Origin of the sequence: Streptomyces sp. NPDC005820 (assembly GCF_040630255.1) — a bacterium.
GTDB lineage: Bacteria > Actinomycetota > Actinomycetes > Streptomycetales > Streptomycetaceae > Streptomyces.
In genome coordinates this window covers 51981-69478 of record NZ_JBEXXE010000020.1, presented here as the reverse complement: position 1 = coordinate 69478, position 17498 = coordinate 51981, and the positions used below count along the sequence as shown (strand labels likewise).

Annotated in this window: 18 protein-coding genes; 12 read left to right on the top strand and 6 right to left on the bottom strand. The window is 71.7% G+C overall.

Annotation, left to right across the window (positions count from 1 at the left end; genetic code table 11):
- From ABZ464_RS24720 to ABZ464_RS24695, 6 genes are all read left to right on the top strand, one after another.
- The gene (locus ABZ464_RS24720; RefSeq protein ID WP_359279869.1) at positions 1-912 is read left to right on the top strand and encodes an SDR family oxidoreductase; all 912 of its coding nucleotides are present in this window, start codon (positions 1-3) and stop codon (positions 910-912) included.
- Between the two features lies 1 nt (position 913).
- Positions 914-1357 (top strand): OB-fold domain-containing protein, encoded by a 444-nt coding sequence (locus ABZ464_RS24715; RefSeq protein WP_359279867.1) that lies wholly within the window; start codon positions 914-916, stop codon positions 1355-1357.
- Positions 1354-2502 (top strand): thiolase family protein, encoded by a 1149-nt coding sequence (locus ABZ464_RS24710; RefSeq protein WP_359279866.1) that lies wholly within the window; start codon positions 1354-1356, stop codon positions 2500-2502. Before ABZ464_RS24715 ends, ABZ464_RS24710 begins: the two co-directional genes overlap by 4 nt.
- A 16-nt stretch (positions 2503-2518) precedes the next feature.
- On the top strand, positions 2519-3742 hold the full coding sequence (locus tag ABZ464_RS24705; RefSeq protein ID WP_359279864.1) for an acyl-CoA dehydrogenase family protein: 1224 nt from the start codon (positions 2519-2521) through the stop codon (positions 3740-3742).
- Entirely contained in the window at positions 3739-4854 is a 1116-nt protein-coding gene (locus ABZ464_RS24700; RefSeq protein ID WP_359279862.1) for an acyl-CoA dehydrogenase family protein, read from the top strand. The genes ABZ464_RS24705 and ABZ464_RS24700 overlap by 4 nt, the downstream gene beginning before the upstream one ends.
- A gap of 103 nt (positions 4855-4957) precedes the next feature.
- On the top strand, positions 4958-5395 hold the full coding sequence (locus tag ABZ464_RS24695; protein WP_359279860.1) for a glutaredoxin domain-containing protein: 438 nt from the start codon (positions 4958-4960) through the stop codon (positions 5393-5395).
- Positions 5396-5417: 22 nt separating this feature from the next.
- Here the strand turns inward: ABZ464_RS24695 and ABZ464_RS24690 are convergent, their stop codons facing one another.
- From ABZ464_RS24690 to ABZ464_RS24665, 6 genes are read right to left on the bottom strand one after another with little or no spacing between them, the layout of a single operon-like run.
- Complete coding sequence (locus ABZ464_RS24690; RefSeq protein ID WP_359279858.1) at positions 5418-6575, bottom strand: acyl-CoA dehydrogenase family protein; 1158 nt, start codon at positions 6573-6575, stop codon at positions 5418-5420.
- A gap of 14 nt (positions 6576-6589) precedes the next feature.
- Entirely contained in the window at positions 6590-7108 is a 519-nt protein-coding gene (locus tag ABZ464_RS24685) for a DoxX family protein (RefSeq protein ID WP_359279857.1), read from the bottom strand.
- Positions 7105-8016, bottom strand: coding sequence for an SDR family NAD(P)-dependent oxidoreductase (locus ABZ464_RS24680; RefSeq protein ID WP_359279855.1), 912 nt, complete (start codon positions 8014-8016; stop codon positions 7105-7107). Before ABZ464_RS24680 ends, ABZ464_RS24685 begins: the two co-directional genes overlap by 4 nt.
- Positions 8017-8048: 32 nt before the next feature.
- The gene (locus ABZ464_RS24675; RefSeq protein ID WP_359279853.1) at positions 8049-9203 is read right to left on the bottom strand and encodes a CoA transferase; all 1155 of its coding nucleotides are present in this window, start codon (positions 9201-9203) and stop codon (positions 8049-8051) included.
- A gap of 27 nt (positions 9204-9230) precedes the next feature.
- Positions 9231-10010 (bottom strand): enoyl-CoA hydratase/isomerase family protein, encoded by a 780-nt coding sequence (locus tag ABZ464_RS24670; protein ID WP_359279851.1) that lies wholly within the window; start codon positions 10008-10010, stop codon positions 9231-9233.
- A gap of 1 nt (position 10011) precedes the next feature.
- Positions 10012-10767, bottom strand: coding sequence for a 3-oxoacyl-ACP reductase family protein (locus ABZ464_RS24665; protein ID WP_359279849.1), 756 nt, complete (start codon positions 10765-10767; stop codon positions 10012-10014).
- A 100-nt stretch (positions 10768-10867) separates the two neighbouring features.
- Here ABZ464_RS24665 and ABZ464_RS24660 point away from each other — a divergent pair, with 100 nt between their 5' ends.
- From ABZ464_RS24660 to ABZ464_RS24635, 6 genes are all read left to right on the top strand, one after another.
- A complete protein-coding gene (locus ABZ464_RS24660; protein ID WP_359279847.1) occupies positions 10868-12010 on the top strand; it encodes an acyl-CoA dehydrogenase family protein in 1143 nt (380 codons plus the stop codon).
- Positions 12011-12084: 74 nt separating this feature from the next.
- Positions 12085-13575, top strand: a complete 1491-nt coding sequence (locus ABZ464_RS24655; protein ID WP_359279845.1) for an aldehyde dehydrogenase family protein — start codon at positions 12085-12087, stop codon at positions 13573-13575.
- 25 nt (positions 13576-13600) lie between these two features.
- Positions 13601-15175: an AMP-binding protein gene (locus ABZ464_RS24650; RefSeq protein ID WP_359279843.1), complete on the top strand. Its 1575-nt coding sequence runs from the start codon at positions 13601-13603 to the stop codon at positions 15173-15175.
- On the top strand, positions 15172-16332 hold the full coding sequence (locus ABZ464_RS24645; RefSeq protein WP_359279841.1) for a thiolase family protein: 1161 nt from the start codon (positions 15172-15174) through the stop codon (positions 16330-16332). Before ABZ464_RS24650 ends, ABZ464_RS24645 begins: the two co-directional genes overlap by 4 nt.
- Positions 16329-16730 carry an OB-fold domain-containing protein gene (locus tag ABZ464_RS24640; protein ID WP_359279839.1) on the top strand — a complete coding sequence of 134 codons (402 nt, stop codon included), beginning with the start codon at positions 16329-16331 and terminating at the stop codon, positions 16728-16730. The genes ABZ464_RS24645 and ABZ464_RS24640 overlap by 4 nt, the downstream gene beginning before the upstream one ends.
- A 17-nt stretch (positions 16731-16747) precedes the next feature.
- Positions 16748-17497, top strand: a complete 750-nt coding sequence (locus ABZ464_RS24635; protein ID WP_359279837.1) for an FCD domain-containing protein — start codon at positions 16748-16750, stop codon at positions 17495-17497.
- Position 17498 lies beyond the last annotated feature (1 nt).

The following is a 17498-nucleotide window of genomic DNA, read 5'->3' as shown; positions in this document are numbered from 1 at the left end:
ATGTCCCAAGAAGTGGTCGACGGCCGTGTCGTGGTCGTCACCGGAGCAGGCAACGGCATCGGCCGGGCCCATGCCCTGGCCTTCGCCGCGCACGGGGCCAAGGTCGTGGTCAACGACCTCGGCGGCGGACGCGACGGCGCCGGAGCCTCGGCCGGGCCCGCGCAGGCCGTGGTGGACGAGATCGTCGCGGCGGGCGGCGAGGCCGTCGCCAACACCGACGACATCTCCACCTGGGACGGCGCCGGCCACCTGATCCGGCACGCCGTGGACACCTACGGAGGCCTGGACGTCCTGGTCAACAACGCCGGCAACCTGCGCGACCGGATGATCGTGTCGATGACCGAGCAGGACTGGGACAGCGTGCTCGCCGTCCATCTCAAGGGCAGCTTCGCCACCCTGCACCACGCGGCCGCGTACTGGCGCGGGCGCGTCAAGGCCGGTCACGCCAACGACGCCCGGGTGATCAACACGACCTCCCCGTCCGGCATCTTCGGCAACCCCGGACAGGCCAACTACGGCTCGGCCAAGGCCGGCATCGCGAGCCTCACGATCATCGCCGCCGCCGAACTCGCCCGCTACGGCATCACGGTGAACGCCATCGCGCCGACCGCGCTGACCCGGCTGACCGAGGACATCGAGATGATGCGGCAGGCCGCCCAGAACCAGGACCTCACCCCGGAGGCCATCTCGCCGCTCGTGGTGTGGCTCGGTTCGGCGGCCTCGCGCGAGGTCACCGGCCGGGTCTTCGGCGTCGTCGGCAACCGCATCACCGTGCTGGAGGGCTGGGTGGGCGGCCCCGGCGTGAGCGCCGAGACCCGCTGGACACCCGAGGAGCTCTCCTCGGTCGTCCCGAACCTCGTCGCCAAGGCCGCGCCCAACGCCGACGCGCTCGGCAACCGGAACGGGGCCTGAGATGACGACGACGCGACGCCCGGTCGCCGAGGACCTGTTCACCTGGCCGGCCGGCCCCGACGACCCGCCCCGGCTCATCGGCTCCGAATGCGCCGACTGCGGCCTGGTGAGCTTCCCGGCCGCCCCGGACTGTGTGCGCTGCGCGAGCAGGGAGTCGAAACGGCGCCTGCTCGCCGACCGCGGCACGCTGTGGACGTACACCACCCAGGACTTCCGCCCGCCGTCCCCGCCGTACGACGGCCCCGAGACCTTCGAGCCCTACGCGGTCGGTTACGTCGAACTCCCCGGCGAGCTGCTGGTCGAGGCACGCCTCACCGAACCCGATCCCGGCAAGCTGCGCATCGGCCAGCCCATGCGGCTCTCGCTCGTGCCCTACACCGTCCAGGACGACGGCACCGAGCTCGTCACGTTCGCGTTCGCCCCGGCCGAGGAGGAGACACCGTGACCGAGGCCGTCATCATCGGAGTCGGGCTCCACCCCTTCGGCCGCTTCCCCGGCAAGCCGGCGCTCGACATGGGCGCGGACGCGGTACGGCTCGCACTCGCCGACGCCGGTGTCACCTGGCCGCAGATCCAGGGCGGTTACATCGGCAGCTACGAGGTCGCCAACCCGGACGCCATCGTGGGCCGCCTCGGCCTGACCGGCGTCCCGCTGCGCGGGGTGTTCAACGGCTGTGCCACGGCCGGTACGGCACTCGCGCTGGCCGCCCGCGCCATCGAGACCGGCGAGCACGACCTGACCGTCGCGATCGGCCTGGACAAGCACCCGCGCGGCGCCTTCGCGGCCGATCCCTCCGTGGCGGGCATCCCCTCCTGGTACGGGCAGACCGGGCTCTTCCTCACCACGCACTTCTTCGGCATGAAGATCAACCGCTACATGCACGAGCACGGCATCTCCCACGAGACGCTGGCTCGCGTGGCCTCGAAGAACTTCCGCAACGCGACCGCGAACGAGAAGGCCTGGCGCCGGACTCCCCTCACCCCGGAGGAAGTTCTCGCCTCGCCGGTCCTCAACTACCCCCTTCGCCAGTTCATGTACTGCGGTCCCAACGAGGGGGCTGCGGCACTCGTACTGTGCCGCGCCGACCGGGCCCACAAGTACACCGGGAAGCCGGTACGGGTCCGCTCCACCGCCCTGCGCAGCCGTCGGCTCGGCGCCTTCGAGGTGCAGAGCCCGTCGTTCCCGGTCGGTGAGCCGGTCGACAGCCCGACCGTGGACGCCTCCCGAGCGGCCTACGAGCTGGCGGGCATCGGCCCGGAGGACGTCGACGTCGCTCAACTGCAGGACACCGACGCCGGGTCGGAGATCATCCACATGGCCGAGAACGGTTTGTGCAAGGACGGCGAACAGGAACGTCTCGTCGCCGAGGGCGCGACCGAGATCGGCGGCCGGCTCCCGGTCAACACCGACGGCGGACTGCTCGGCAACGGGGAACCGATCGGCGCGTCCGGGCTGCGCCAGATCCACGAGATCGTCCTCCAACTGCGTGGCACGGCCGGGGCCCGGCAGATCCCCGGCACCCCCCGCGTCGGCTACACCCACCTGTACGGCGCGCCGGGCGCGTCGGCGGTGACGATCCTGTCGACCTGACAGCGGAGCGAACGCGATGACATCCGACGACCCGCAGGAATTCGCCGCCGAGGCGCGCCGCTTCCTCGACGCGCACGCGGCGAAGGCCCCTGACCGCGCCACCGTCGCCCGGGGCGAGGGCGACGACTCGATGGCCTACTTCAGCAGCCTCCCGCCCGAGGAGGAGGCGGAGCAGGTGCGGCGGGCCCGCGCCTGGCAGCGCGTCCGCCACGAGAACGGCTTCGGCTGGATCACCGGCCCACCCGAGTACGGCGGCCGGGGCCTGACCCCCGTCCATGAACTGCTCTACGCGTCCGTCGAGTCCGAGTACGACGTTCCGGACACGGGCGTGCTCGGCGTCGTCGGACTCGGCATGATCGGACCGACGATCCTCGCCCACGCCCAACCGCACATCAAGGAACGCTGGTTGCCCGCGATGTACCGCGGGGACGCCATCGCCTGCCAGCTGTTCAGCGAGCCCGGTGCCGGATCAGACCTGGCGAGCGTGGCGACCCGGGCCGTCCGCGAGGGCGAGGAGTGGGTACTCAACGGGCAGAAGGTGTGGACCTCGGTCGCCCACCACAGCCAGATCGGCCTCGCGCTGACCCGGACCAACCCCGACGCTCCCAAACACCGCGGCATCACCGCCTTCCTCGTCCCCATGGACGCCCCGGGCGTCGAGGTGCGGCCGCTCAGACAGATGACCGGCGGCGCGGACTTCAACGAGGTGTTCCTCACCGACGTCCGTATCCCCGACGACCACCGCCTCGGCGAGGTCGACGGCGGCTGGACGGTCGCGCTGACCACCCTGATGAACGAGCGCGACACCGTCGGCAGCGAGGGCGCCGGACCGGTCGCCGCCGCCCTGTCCCCGGACCACCTCTCGGCGCTCATGCGAGCCACCTGGACCTGGGACGACCGCGCCCTGCGCGCACGCCTCGCCGAACTCCTCGTCGACGCCATGGCCACCGGCTACCTCAACACCCGGGCCCAGCGCACCCTGCGAGCGGGCACCGCCCCCGGCCCCGAGAGGTCGGTCGCCAAGCTGATGTACGGTCAGAACCTCACCCGCGCCGCCCACTTCGTGTCCGAATGCCTCGGCCCGCGCATCATCGCCGACACCGGCCGCTGGGGGACGTACTCCTGGTCCGAACTCCTGCTGGCCACCCCGGCGCTGCGCATCCTCGGCGGCACCGAGGAGATCATGAAGAACATCCTCGCGGAACGTGTCCTCGGCCTGCCGAAGGAGGCACGCGCATGATCGCCGACGAGAGCGAGCTGAAGGAACTTCGGTCATCCGTTCGGGAGTTCATGGAGGTCAAATCACCGGAAGAGGCCGTGCGCAAGCTCATGGACAGCGAGCCGCGCTTCGACCCCGAGGTGTGGGCCCAGGCGTCCGACCAGCTACGGCTGCCGGGACTGGCGCTTCCCGAGGAGTACGGCGGCGACGGCTTCGGCCTCGTCGAACTCGGCGTGGTGCTGGAGGAGATGGGTCGCGCCCTGTTCTGCGCGCCCTTCTTCTCCACCGTCCTGCTGGCCGCCCAGGCGCTGCTCGCCTCCGGCGACCAGGACGCCTGCGCACGCCACCTGCCGGGCATCGCCGCCGGCCGCACCACGGCCACCCTCGCCGTCGCCGAGGACGACGGCTCCTGGGACCCCGCCCTGATCACCGTGCGCGCCCGGCCCGACGGGGACGGCGGATGGCGGCTGACCGGCCGCAAGTGCTTCGTGATCGACGGCACGACGGCGGACCTGGTGCTGGTCGTCGCCCGCACGGTCGCCGGTCCGTCTTTGTTCGCGGTCGACCGGTCGGCGACGGGTCTGTCCGCGGAGCCGCTCACCACCCTGGACGCCACCAGGGCCATGGCCCGGCTGACGTTCGACGCCGTGCCCGCGGTCCTCGTCGGCACGGACGGAGCGGGCGGACGCGTCATGGCCCGGGTCCTGGACCTGGCGTCGGTGGGGCTGGCCGCCGAGCAGGCGGGCGGGGCGCGCCGGTGCCTGGAGATGAGCGCGGAGTACGCCCGCACCCGGCACCAGTTCGGCCGGCCGATCGGCTCCTTCCAGGCCGTCAAGCACAAGTGCGCGGACATGCTGGTCCAGGTCGAACTCGCCGAGGCCGCGTCACGGGAGGCCGCGCTGCTGGCCGCCGAGGGCTCCGCCGACTTTCCCGTGTCCTCGGCAGTCGCCCACGCGAGCTGCTCCAAGGCGTACATGGTCGCCGCCATGGAGAACATCCAGGTCCACGGCGGCATCGGCTTCACCTGGGAACACCCGGCGCATCTGTACTTCCGGCGGGCGAAGTCCTCCCAGCTGCTCTTCGGCGGACCGGCGATCTACCACGAACGCCTGCTGGACCGGCTCGGCATCTGACGACCGAGCCGTCGAGAGGGCCCCGGGGCTTCGGACGTCCCCGGGGCCTTCTGGACGACCCGCTCCGTGGCGCGTTCCGGCTCGTCGCATAGCCTTCGTGCTCATGACGCGCGTCTGGCTCCCGCCGATCATGTTCCTGCTCTGCGGCACAGGCTTCGCGGTCGGGTCGTTCCTTGAGGGAACCCCCGTTACCGCCGTGGTTCTCCTGCTGGCGTTCGTCCAGCTCGCGGGGGTGAACTCGCCCCTCGTCCTCCCCAGGTCGATCGGAGCGGTGGAGGCGCGACGCCGTAGCGCGGTCGACGGCCGGCCGGTCGTCCACTGGCGGCCGGGCTGTGCGTACTGCCTCCGGCTGCGCATGCGGTTGGGCAGCAGGGCCCGCCGGGCCCACTGGGTCGACATCTGGCGCGACCCCGAGGGCGCGGCGGCGGTGCGGGCGGTCAACGACGGCAACGAGACCGTGCCGACCGTCGTCGTGGCCGGCCGGTCCCACGTCAATCCCGATCCCGCGTGGGTGCGCGAACAGCTCTCCCGTTCCGCGTGACGGCGAGGCCACGCGGGCGGGTTCAGCCGCGCGCCGCCTCGCCCAGCAGCGCCTTCGCGATGATGACCTGCTGGATCTGGCTGGTGCCCTCGTAGATGCGGAACAGGCGCGCGTCGCGGTAGAAGCGCTCGACGGCGACACCGCGCATATAGCCCGCGCCGCCGTGGATCTGCACCGCCCGGTCGGCGACCCGCCAGACCATCTCGCTGGCGAAGTACTTCGCGCAGGACGGGCCGATCTTGGTGTCGGTCCCGGCGTCGAAGGCGGTCGCCGCCTCCAGGACCGTGGCCCGGCCGGCGTAGTAGTCGGTCTGCGAGTCGGCGATGAGGCCCTGGACGAGCTGGAAGGAGCCGATCAGCTGTCCGGACTGTCTGCGGGTGCTCGCATACGCGACCGACTCGTCGACCAGCCGCTCCGCCATGCCGACCATCAGCGCCGAGATGTGGACGCGTCCGTGCGCGATGCAGCCCATGGCCGTGGAGAACCCGCGGTTCAGCCCGGACTCACCGCCGACCAGCGCGGAGGCCGGGACGCGTACGTCGTCGAAGTACACGTCCGCGGTCCAGGCGCCGGACTGGCCCATCTTGTGGTCCCGGGCGGCCACCGTCAGACCCGGCGTGCCGGCGGGGACGAGGAAGGTGGTGATACCCCGGGTGCGCGGGGCGTCGGGGTCGGTGCGGGCGAAGACCATGAAGACGTCGGCGAGCGGGGCGTTGGTGATGTACCGCTTGGCGCCGTTGATCACCCAGGTGTCTCCGTCGAGATGGGCGCGGGTGGTCAGCGTCGACGGGTCGGACCCGGCCTCGGGTTCGGTGAGCGCGAACGACGCGAGGACGTCGCCGGAGGCGATCCGCGGCAGCCACTCCGCCTTCTGTTCCTCCGTGCCGCCGACCATCAGGACGTGCCCGGCTATCCCGTTGTTCGTTCCGAACATGGAGCGCAACGACGGTGTCGTGTAGCCCAGTTCGAACATCAGCCGGGCCTCTTCGTGCATCGACAGACCCAGCCCGCCGTACTCCTCGGGCAGCGCGAAGCCGAACAGTCCCATCTTCTTCGCCGCCTCGCGGATGTCCGCGGGCATCTCGTCCTTCTCGTCGATCTCCGCTTCGAGCGGCACGACGCGTTCCCGGACGAAACGTCGGACCTCGGACAGCACCGCGCTGAAGTCAGCCGCGTCCATGTGGACTCCCTTACCTAGTGATCAGTTTGCGTCTCGTCCGGTTGCGGCCGCGGCCGGTAGCAGGCGGCCAGCAGGGCCGCCGCGCTCGCCGTGCCGAGTCCGGCCGCGAGCAACGCCGCTCCCGCGCCCGCCCGTTCGCGGTGCAGCAGCCCGTCGAGGGAGTACCGGCCGTGACCGAGTGCCGCCAGGGCGACGGCCGCGCCGCCCACGACACCGACGTACTCCCAGCCGCCCTTGAAGACGAAGAAGCCCTTGCCGCGGTGGTCGGTCCGGGCCGCCACGGTCATCAGCCCGACGGCCGCCGCGGCGGGCAGGGGGCCCGCCGTGCCGAGGGCGATGCCCACGCCCGCCGCCATCTCGGTCCCGGCCGCCATCCTGGCGTGCACGGCGGCCGGCCGCAGGCCGAGCGCCTCGAACCAGCCCGTCGTGGCCTCCAGCCCGCCCGGCCCCGCGACCTTGTTCCAGCCGTGGGCGAAGAGCATGGGGCCGAGGGTGGCCCTCAGCACGAGCGCGGCCGCGTCGTGGCCCTTCACTGGCCCGCCCCGGTGGCCCGGCCCGCGGGTGCGACACCGTACAACTGAGGTACGACGTCGACGAGTTCGTCGTACGTGAGGGCCTGCCCCGACCGGCTGGGGTGGACCGCGGCGACGGTCCAGCCCGTCAGTCGGTTCAGCCGGTTGCCCTCGATGCGCAGGACCTGGCCGGTCAGCCAGGCCGCGCTGTCGGAGGCGAGGTAGACGACGACCCCGGAGGCGTTGGCGGGATCGCGGGGGTCGAAGGCGTCGGTGGCCCGCAGGGACGCGCCGACGTCGAGTCCGTCCGTCATCCGGGTGGCCGCGATGGGCGAGATGGCGTTCGCGGTGACGCCGTACTTGCGCATCTCCAGGGCCGTGAGGACGGTCAGCCCGGCTATCCCGGCCTTCGCGGCACCGTAGTTGGACTGGCCCTGGTTGCCGAACAGGCCCGTCCCGGACGTGGTGTTGATGACACGGCCGGTGACGCGCTCACCCCGCTTGGACGCCTCTCGCCAGTACGCGCACGCGTGCCGGGTGAGGGCGAAGGTGCCCTTCAGATGCACCGCGATCACCGAGTCGAACTCGGCCTCGGTCATCGAGAACAGCATCCGGTCGCGCACGATGCCCGCGTTGTTGACGACGACGTCCAGCCGTCCGAACTCCGCGACCGTGTCCGCCACCAACGCCTCGGTGGCCGCCCAGTCGGTGACCGAGGCGTGGTTGGCGACCGCCCGGCCGCCGAGCTTGGTGATCTCCGCGACCACGTCGTCGGCGGGGGAGTCGCCGGTCCGCTCGCCGTGCACGCCCGAGCCGAGGTCGTTGACCACCACGGTCGCCCCGGCCCCGGCGAGCGCCAGACAGTGCGCCCGGCCCAGCCCCCGGCCACCGCCGGTCACGATGGCGACCTTGTCGTCGAGGATGCCCACGCCGTACCTCCAAGAAGAGCAGATGTGTCGGGTCAGTCGAGTTCGCGCAGTACGTCGTCGGTGTGCTCGCCGAGCGTCGGCGCGCCGGTGCGCGGCTTCTCGTCCACGCCCCAGAAGCGAACCGGCGTCGCCACCGTCCGCAGGGGCGGCGCGTCGCCCATGCCGGGCTGCTCGACGAAGGCCCCCGCGGCCTCCGCCTGCGGGTCCGCGGACACCTCGGCGAGGGTCTGCACGGGCGCCCACCAGACGGCCTCGGCGTCGAACCGTGCCGCCCACTCGTCCAGCGGCCGTTTGGCGAACTCCTCGTCGAACACGGCGATCAGCTCCCGTACATGGCCCCGCCGGGCCTTGCCGGTGGCGAACCGTTCGTCGTCCGACAGGTCCTCGCGGCCGAGCGCCCTGACCACGCCGGGCCAGTGCCGGCCGCCCTCCAGACCGACCAGCCAGAACCAGCGGTCGTCGGCGGCCCGGTAGCAGTTGTAGAGGGGCGACTCGTGCTCGGTGCGGGGACGGGTGCGCCCGCGCTTGCCGAAGAAGTTCTGCAGGGCGAGGTCGTTGCCGTTCGCGTACGTCCCGGACCGCAGCAGCGACACGTCCACCACGCCGCCCTCGCCGGTGCGTTCACGGCGCAGCAGCGCGGCCAGCACACCCGCGACCAGGTTGGCGGCGGCCGTACGGTCGCCGAGGCCGGGGCGAATGCCGGGCGGTGGCTCGCCGGCCGGGTTGAGCATGGCGGCGATGCCGGGCCGGGCCCAGAACGCGGAGACGTCGTAACCGGCCCGGTCGCGCTCGGCGCCCGCCCAGCCGTAGCCCGTCAGCGTGCCGACGACCAGACGGGGATGGCGCTCCCGCAACACCTCCGGATCCAGCCCCAGTCGCTCCAGGGCGCCGGGCCGGAGGTTGGTGACGAAGACGTCGGCGCGTTCCAGCAGCCGATCCAGGACCTGCCTGCCGTCCTCTGAGCGCAGGTCGAGGACGATGCCGCGCTTGCCGCGGTTGTCGGTCTCGAACGGGGGCGCGCTGTCGATGTCCTGCCCTACGTGCCGCAGCGTGTACCGGTTGGGGTCACCGGTGGGTGCCTCCACCTTGATCACGTCGGCGCCCCAGTCGGCCAGCATCGTGGCGGCGGCCGGAGCGGCCACCCACATGCCCAGTTCGACGACGGAAAAGCCTTCCAGTGGCCGCACGGCCCACCTCCAGGTGCGTCGGTATGCCTACACGCCGCGGAAATCGCCGGGCCGGCGCTCGCGGAACGCCTTGAGGCCCTCGGCGCGGTCCTCGGTGCAGAACAGCACCGACACGGTCTCGCGTTCGTAGGCGATCGCTGTCTCGAGGCTCATCGCGAGCCCCTGGTCGATCAGCCGCTTGCCCGCGGCGAGCGCGAGCGGGGCCCCGGCCGTCAGACCACCGGCCAGCTTCTCGGCGGCGGCGAGCGCTCCGCCGGGTTCGGCCAGCTCGTTGACCAGCCCCAGCTGCCAGGCGCGCTCCGCGTCGATCGGTTCCCCGGTGAGGATCATCTGCTTGGCGATCGCCGGTGGCAGCAGACGCGGGAGCCGCTGCGTGCCGCCCGCGCCCGGCAGCACGCCCAGCTTCATCTCGGGCAGGCCCAGACGCGTTCCGCGCTCGGCCACCCGCAGGTCGCAGGCGAGCGCCAGCTCCAGACCGCCGCCGAAGGCGAACCCGTGGACGGCCGCGACCGACGGCTTGGGGAAGTCCTCCAGGAGCGCGAACGCTTCCGTCAGCCGCCCCACGAAGGCCCGGAACTGCCCGGGGGAGGTGAACGACTCGATCTCGCCGAGGTCCGCACCGGCCGAGAAGGCGCGGCCCGCTCCGGCCACCACCAGGGCGCGTACGTCGTCGTTGTCGCGTATCCCGTCGAGTGCACGGGTGAGCCGGTCCACCGTCTCCGAGCCGACGGCGTTGAGCCGTTCCGGCCGGTCCAGCGTCAACACGGCGATGTGGTCCCGGAGTTCGACACGCAGCACGGCGGTCACCTCAGACCATCGTCAGGCCGCCGCTGACCGAGAGCGTCTGCCCGGTCATGTAGGCGGCGTCGTCGGACGCGAGGAAGGCCACCACGCCGGCGATCTCGGCGGGCTGGGCGACGCGGCGCAGCGGGATGGCCCGCACGGTCGCGTCGTACATCTTCCGGCTGTAATCGGCGACCTGACCGAGCAGCGCGGTGTCGGTGGGTCCGGGGCAGACGCTGTTGACGGTGATGCCGTGCCGGGCGACCTCGCGGGCCAGGGCCTTGCCGAAGGCGATGACACCGCCCTTCGTCGCGGAGTACACGACCTCGCCTGAGGAGCCGACCCGGCCGGCGTCCGAGGCGATGTGCACGATCCGGCCGCCGCCGCGCTCGATCATCGAGTCGAGCACGGCCCGGGTCATGGTGATCGTCCCGCGCAGGTTGACGGCGATGATCCGGTCCCAGGTCTCCTCGTCGCTGTCGACGAACCGGCCGATGACGTCGACGGCCGCGTTGTTCACCAGCACGTCCACCGGGCCGAGTGCGGCCGCCACCCGCTCCACGGCCGCATGCACGGCCGAGCGGTCGGAGATGTCCGCGCCGACACCCGTCGCGCGCACCCCGTACCGCTCCATGAGCCGCGCCGCCACCTTGTCCGCGGCCTCGGGATCCAGGTCGCAGACGGCGACCGCGGCTCCCGCGTCGGCGAGCCGGTCGGCGATCGCCTCGCCGATGCCGCGTCCCGCTCCGGTGACGAGCGCCACCTTGTCCCGTACGCTCACGCGCCCTCCCTGTCCCGGCATCAAAAACAGCGCTATCGTATAACTACTTCAGCTAAATAAGCGAGATGCAGAGTATGCGAGACGCAGGAGTGGAGTCGAGATGCGCCGTACGATCTTCGCCGAGGAGCACGACCTGTTCCGCGAGACCGCCCGCTCCTACTACCTGCGGGAATGCGTCCCGTACAGCGCGGAGTGGGAGCGTGAGGGGCAGGTGAGCCGAGCCGCGTGGGCGGCGGCGGGCAAGGCCGGACTGATCGGCTGGGAGTTCCCGGAGGACTACGGCGGGCAGGGCGTCCGGGACTTCCGCTACAACGCCATCATGGCGGAGGAGATGGCCGCCGTCGGCGCCGTCGGCATCGGGCTCGGTCTGCAGAACGACGTCGTCCCGCCCTACCTCATGAACCTCACCACCCCGGAGCAGAAGGCCCGCTGGCTGCCCGGAGTGATCGCCGGCGAGACCATCTGCGCGCTCGCCCTGTCCGAGCCCGCCGCCGGGTCCGACCTCAAGGGCATCCGCACCACCGCCCGCCGGGACGGCGACGAGTGGGTGATCGACGGCTCCAAGACCTTCATCACCAACGGCATCCTGGCCGACCTCGTCATCGTCGCCTGCAAGACCGACCCGGCGGCCGGGCACAAGGGCATCAGCCTGATCGTCGTCGAGCGCGGCGCCGAGGGCTTCGAGCGCGGACGCAAGCTCGACAAGGTCGGGATGAAGGCCCAGGACACCGCCGAACTCTTCTTCCACGAGGTGCGCGTCCCCGCCGAGAACCTGATCGGGCAGGAGGGGCGCGGTTTCTACCACATGATGGGCAATCTCCCCACCGAGCGGCTCGCCATCGCCGTCGCCGCGCTCGCCTCCGCGCAGCGGGCCTTCGACGTGACCCTGGAGTACGCCAGGACCCGCACCGCCTTCGGCCGGCCGATCGGTGCGTTCCAGGCCAACCGGTTCGCCCTCGCGGACATCAAGGCGAAGCTCGCCGCAGCCCGGGTCTATGTCGACGGCTGCATCATGGGCCTGGTCGAGGGCGAGTTGACGGCGGAGGAGGCCGCCGCGGCCAAGTACTGGACCACAGAGACCGGCTGGGCGGTCATCGACCGTTGCATGCAGCTCTTCGGCGGCTACGGCTACGTCAACGAGTACGAGATCGCCCGCATCTGGCGCGACAGCCGGGTGCAAAGGGTGTTCGGCGGCACCTCCGAGATCATGCAGGAGATCGTCGGCCGCTCGCTGGGACTGTGACATCGACCGTGACATTGACTGCTACCGATAAATAGGTTAGCTATTTAAGCGAAGTGTACGGACAGGAGGCAAGCATGGTCACCGTCGACGTAGCACTGCACCGCCGGCGGGCCGAGCAGGTTCTGCCGCGCCCACGCCTCGTCATCGGCGGCAAGGAGCTGTCCGACACGAGCGGCGGACTCTACGCGCACGTCAACCCGGCGACCGGTCTCGTCCAGGCCGAGATCCCGCTCGCGGGCCCCGGCGAGGTGGACCAGGCCGTCGCCGCGGCCCGGAGCGCGTTCGAGGTCTGGGGCGGTATGCGGCCGGCCGAGCGGCGCCGCCTGCTCACCCGGTTCGCCCAGCTGATCCGCGACCACATCCCCGACTTCGCGGCGATCAGCCCGCTGGAGAACGGCGTGTGCGTCGGCGGCTGGGCCGAGAACGTCGGAACGCACGTCGCCGAGTGGACCGAGTACTACGCGGGCTGGGCCGACAAGATCGAGGGCCTGGTCGGCGCGGGCCACAGTCCGCACGAGAACGTCGAGTACACCCTCGCGGAGCCGTACGGCGTGATCGGCCACATCATCACCTGGAACTCTCCGGCGTTGTCCCTGGCGATGAAGATCCCGCCCTCGCTCGCCGCCGGCAACACCGTGGTGATCAAACCGGCCGAGTCCACCCCGTTCTCCGCGCTGCTCTTCGCCGACCTGGCCCGCGAAGCGGGCATCCCCGACGGCGTGATCAACGTCGTCACCGGCCTCGGCGACGCCGGATCGGCCCTGGTCACCCACCCCGGCGTGGACAAGATCTCCTTCACCGGCGGCCCCGCCACCGCGCGCCGCATCATGGCCGACGCGGCGCTGAGCCTCAAGCCCGTCGTGTTCGAACTGGGCGGCAAGTCCGCCAACCTGCTCTTCGCCGACACCGACCTCGACACCGTCGTGCCGTACTGCGCGGCCTTCGCCATGAGCAACACCGGCCAGGGCTGCGCACTGCCCACTCGCCTCCTGGTCGAGCGGCCCATCTACGACGAGGTGGTGGCCCGGGTCACCGGGGTCGTCGCCCACCTCCCCGTGGGCGACCCGCTCGATCCGACGACCTACATCGGCCCCCTGATCAACGAAGCCGCCCGCGACCGCGTCCAGGGCGTGATCGACAAGGCGGTGGAGGACGGCGCGGGACGGCTGGTGTACGGCGGTGAACGCATCGACACCGACGGCTGGTTCGTCTCCCCGACCGTCTTCGCCGACGTCGACAACAGGAGCGACCTCGCCCAGCGGGAGATCTTCGGCCCGGTCCTCGCCGTCACCCCGTTCGACACGGAGGACGAGGCCGTCGCCCTCGCCAACGACACCGAGTACGGCCTGTCCGCCTACGTCCAGTCCCGCGACATCGCCCGCGTGAACCGCCTGGTGCCGCGTCTGAAGGCCGGCACGGTGTACGTCAACCCCGGCCCGAACCCGATCACCTCGCCGGCCACGCCCTTCGGAGGCGTCGGCCTCAGCGGGTTCGGACGGGAGGGCGGCAGGGCCGGACTGGAGGAGTTCATCCACGTCAAGGGCGTCGGCGTCGGCCGCGTCTGACGAGATCCCACAGGAGCGAACCACCGTGAATCCCGCCCGCCGCCTGACGTTCGGCGACCTCATCCGCGAGCACCGCAGGTCCTACCCCGACGGCGTCGCCCTCGTCGACGGCGACACCCGGCTGACCTGGCCGCAGCTCGACGAGCGCACCAACCGCCTGGCCAACGCACTCACGGAGGCGGGCGTCGGCCCCGGCGACCGCATCCTGTGGCTGGGCCAGAACTCCTTCCGCATCTGGGAACTGCTGGGCGCAGCGGCGAAGACCGGCGCCATGGTCTGCCCCGGCTACTGGCGCTGGGCGGCCCCCGAGATGGCCTTCGCCGTCGAGGACTTCGCCCCCCGGATCGTGGTCTGGCAGGACGAGGAGATCGGCGGCACCGTCGGCAAGGCCCGGGCCGAACTCGGCACCGACCACCGGGCGTTGTGGCTGCGGCACGACAGCGAGGGCCCCGACTCGTACGAGTCCTTCCTGGCCGCAGGTTCACCCGAGGACCCGGCCGTCGACGTCGACCCCGACGCGGCGCTGCTCGTCATCTACACCGCGGCGATCTCCGGACGCCAGTCCGGCTCGATGCTCTCGCACCGCAACCTCCTCACCATGGGTGCGAGCGCCGCCTGGATGGGGGACATCGGCACGGAGACCGCCTTCCTCGGCGCCGGGCCCATGTTCCACATCGGCAACTACCAGTTCTGGGGTGTCCCGGCCTTCGTCCACGGCGGCAAGAACGTCATCGTGCGCCGGGTCGTCGCCGAGGAACTGCTGCCGCTGCTGGCGGACGAGAAGTGCACCCACGCCTATCTGATGCCACCGACCATCGCGCAACTCGTCGCGCTGAACCGCGAGGCCGGACACGACCTCTCTCATCTGCGGGCGAGCGTCGCCGCCCCCCTGTGGCAGGGCACCGTGCCCACCGACACCAGCCGCTTCACGCGCAACGGCGGCGGCGAGGGCCGTGGTTACGGACAGACCGAGGTGACCGGCTTCGCCGTCACGGGCGCCTACGGCGGCACGGGCACCGGCAACGCGGGACGCCCCGGCCCCGGCACTGCCGTACGCATCCTCGACAGCGCCGGGGAGGAGTGCGCGACCGGGGTGGCCGGTGAGATCTGTGTCCGCGGGGACCTCGTGCACCTCGGCTACTGGAACCGGTCCGAGATCAACGAGGAGCGCTTCCGCTTCGGCTGGTGGCACACCACCGACCTCGGCCGCCGCGAGGCCGACGGCACTATCAGCTTCCTCGGCACGACCACCCGCATGCTCAAGTCGGCCGCCGAGAACATTTTCCCCGCCGAGGTGGAGAACTGCATCGAGTCCCATCCGGCGGTGAAGGAGGCCGCCGTGATCGGTGTGCCCAACGAGCGCTGGGCGCAGGACGTCAAGGCCGTCGTCGTGCTGCACGCCGACGCCGGGCCGGTCACCGCGGAGGACATCGTCGAGCACTGCCGGGCGCGGATCGCCTCGTACAAGAAGCCCAAGACGGTGGAGTTCGTCGACGCGCTGCCCCGCACGAAGGACTTCGCGAAGGACTACGAGGCGCTCGACGAGCGCTTCGGCGGCGGCGGTTACCCGGGCGCCGACACGCTAGGCGCGGGACGATGAACCCCACGGACCGCCGTCTGCCGGTCGTCGTCGGTGTGTACGCCACCGAACAGGCGCTGTCCCTCCCGGACCGGGATGCCATGGACCTCGCGCTCGAAGCGGTGAGCGGCGCGGTCGCGGATGCCGGGCTGGCGCCGTCGGACGTCGACGGCGCCCAGGTCGACTGGCCCGGCCCCGGCGGAGTGCCCGGCGAGGGCAGCTCCTGGGCGCGCCTGCTCGGCCGGGACCTGAGCTGGACCAGCGACTCGATGCTCGACAACGCCGGCTCGCGCGGCCTGCTGAAGGCGGCGGCGGCCGTGCGGGCGGGGTTCGCCGACACCGTCGTGGTCGGCGGCTGCAAGCTGGTCTCGCGGGGGAGCGGCCCCGTCGGAGCCGGGGTGGCGCTGGAGTTCGCCGACGTGTGGGGCAGCTATGTCGTCGCCCAGTTCGCCCTGGTGGCCGCCCGGCACATGCACGAGTACGGCACGACCTCCCGCCAGCTCGCAGAGGCCGCCGCCGCCATCCGCAACAACGGCACCACCAACCCGGAGGCGATGATGTACGGGCGCGGCCCGTACACCGCAGACGACGTGCTCGCCTCCCGCATGGTGGCCACACCCTTCCATCTGCTGGATTGCTGCATCGTCGGCGAGGGCGGCGCGGCGCTCGTCGTGACCACCGCCGAGCGGGCCCGTGACCTGCCGCACCCGCCGGTCGCCGTCCTCGGCGGCGGCATGCAGTACCACCAGGCCGCGTACGCCAACCCGGCGCTGTACCGGGAGGTCGGCGGACTCGGCCGGCAGGCCGCCGAGCGCGCCTACGCGATGGCCGGCATCGGCCCGCACGACGTGGACGTGTTCTCCCTCTACGACCCCAACTCCTTCGAGATCATCCGCCAGTTGGAGATCCTCGGTCTGTGCGGCGAGGGCGAGGGCGGTCCGCTGGCCGCGAGCGGCGCCATCGCCGTCGGCGGCAAGCACCCGGTCAACCCGGACGGCGGCTGTCTGGCGTACGCCTGGAACGGCACCCAGCAGATGACCCTGAAAGTCGTCGAAGCGGTACGGCAGTTGCGCGGCACGGCCGTGCACCAGATCCAGGCCGCGGAGCTGGCGGTCGTCGGCAACGCCGGTTCGGGAGCGCAGCATTACGAGATGAGCGTGCTGGGGAGGATGCGATGAGCCGGCCCGTACCCGTCCCGACGCAGCTGTCCCGGCCGTTCTGGGACGCGGCCCGGCGCGGCGAGCTGGTCGTCCCGCACTGCCCGGCCTGCGGCCTGCGCTTCTTCGCCCCCGAACCCGCCTGCCCCGGCTGCATGGCACGCGACTGGCGGTACGCGCCCAGCGCGGGCCGCGGAACCGTCTACTCGGTGACCGTCGTACACCGGGCCCCCGGCCCCGGCTTCGACACCCCGTTCGCGCTGGCCGTGATCGACCTCGACGACGGGGCCGCACTGCTGGCGCACGTGGACGCGGGCGATCCCGACGATGTCGTCATCGGGCTGCGCGTCCGCGTGGACTTCCGCGCTCTCACCGACGAGATCACGTTGCCGTACTTCGTACCGGAGACAACTCACTGAGGGTGGAGGTGGGCGCGGTGGCGAACACGCCGGTACGGGTCCCCAAGATGGCGGAACTGGTCGCGGCACGGCTGCGCCGCATGATCGTGCGCGGTGAGCTCGCGGAGGGGGACGCCCTGCCGTCCGAGACGGCTCTGATGGAGGAGTTCGCCGTCTCCCGGCCCACCTTGCGTGAGGCGTTCCGAGTGCTGGAGTCGGAGTCGCTGATCGACGTGCGCCGAGGCGCCCGGGGCGGGGCACGGGTCCAGGTCCCGGAGGGCACGGTGGCCGCCCGCTACGCCGGTCTGGTGCTGGAGTACCGGGGCACGACCCTGAAGGACGTGTACGACGCCCGTACGGTGATCGAGGCGCCGTGCGCCGGTCTGCTGGCCGAGCGGCGCACCGACGAGGACCTGCGCAGACTGCGGGCCGCCGTCGCCGAGGCCGAGCGGCTCATGGACGACCCGTCGGCCTTCATCCGCGCCCACATGGAGTTCCACGCCCTGGTCGTGGAACTCGCGGGAAACGAGACGCTCGGCGTCCTCAACGGCATGGTCCGCCACATCATCGACCAGGCGAACTGGTCCCATGTCGACCTCGACGCCGGCAGCCCGGAGAACGTCCGGGCCAACCGCAGGGGATTCCGTGCCCACGGCGCGCTCGTGGACCTGGTGGCCGCGCGCCGCGCCGAGGCCGCCGAGGAGCTGTGGCACCTCCATCTGCAGGAGGCGGAGGACTATCTGCTGCAGAGCAGGTCCATGACCACCGTCCTGGACCTGCTCGGCTGAC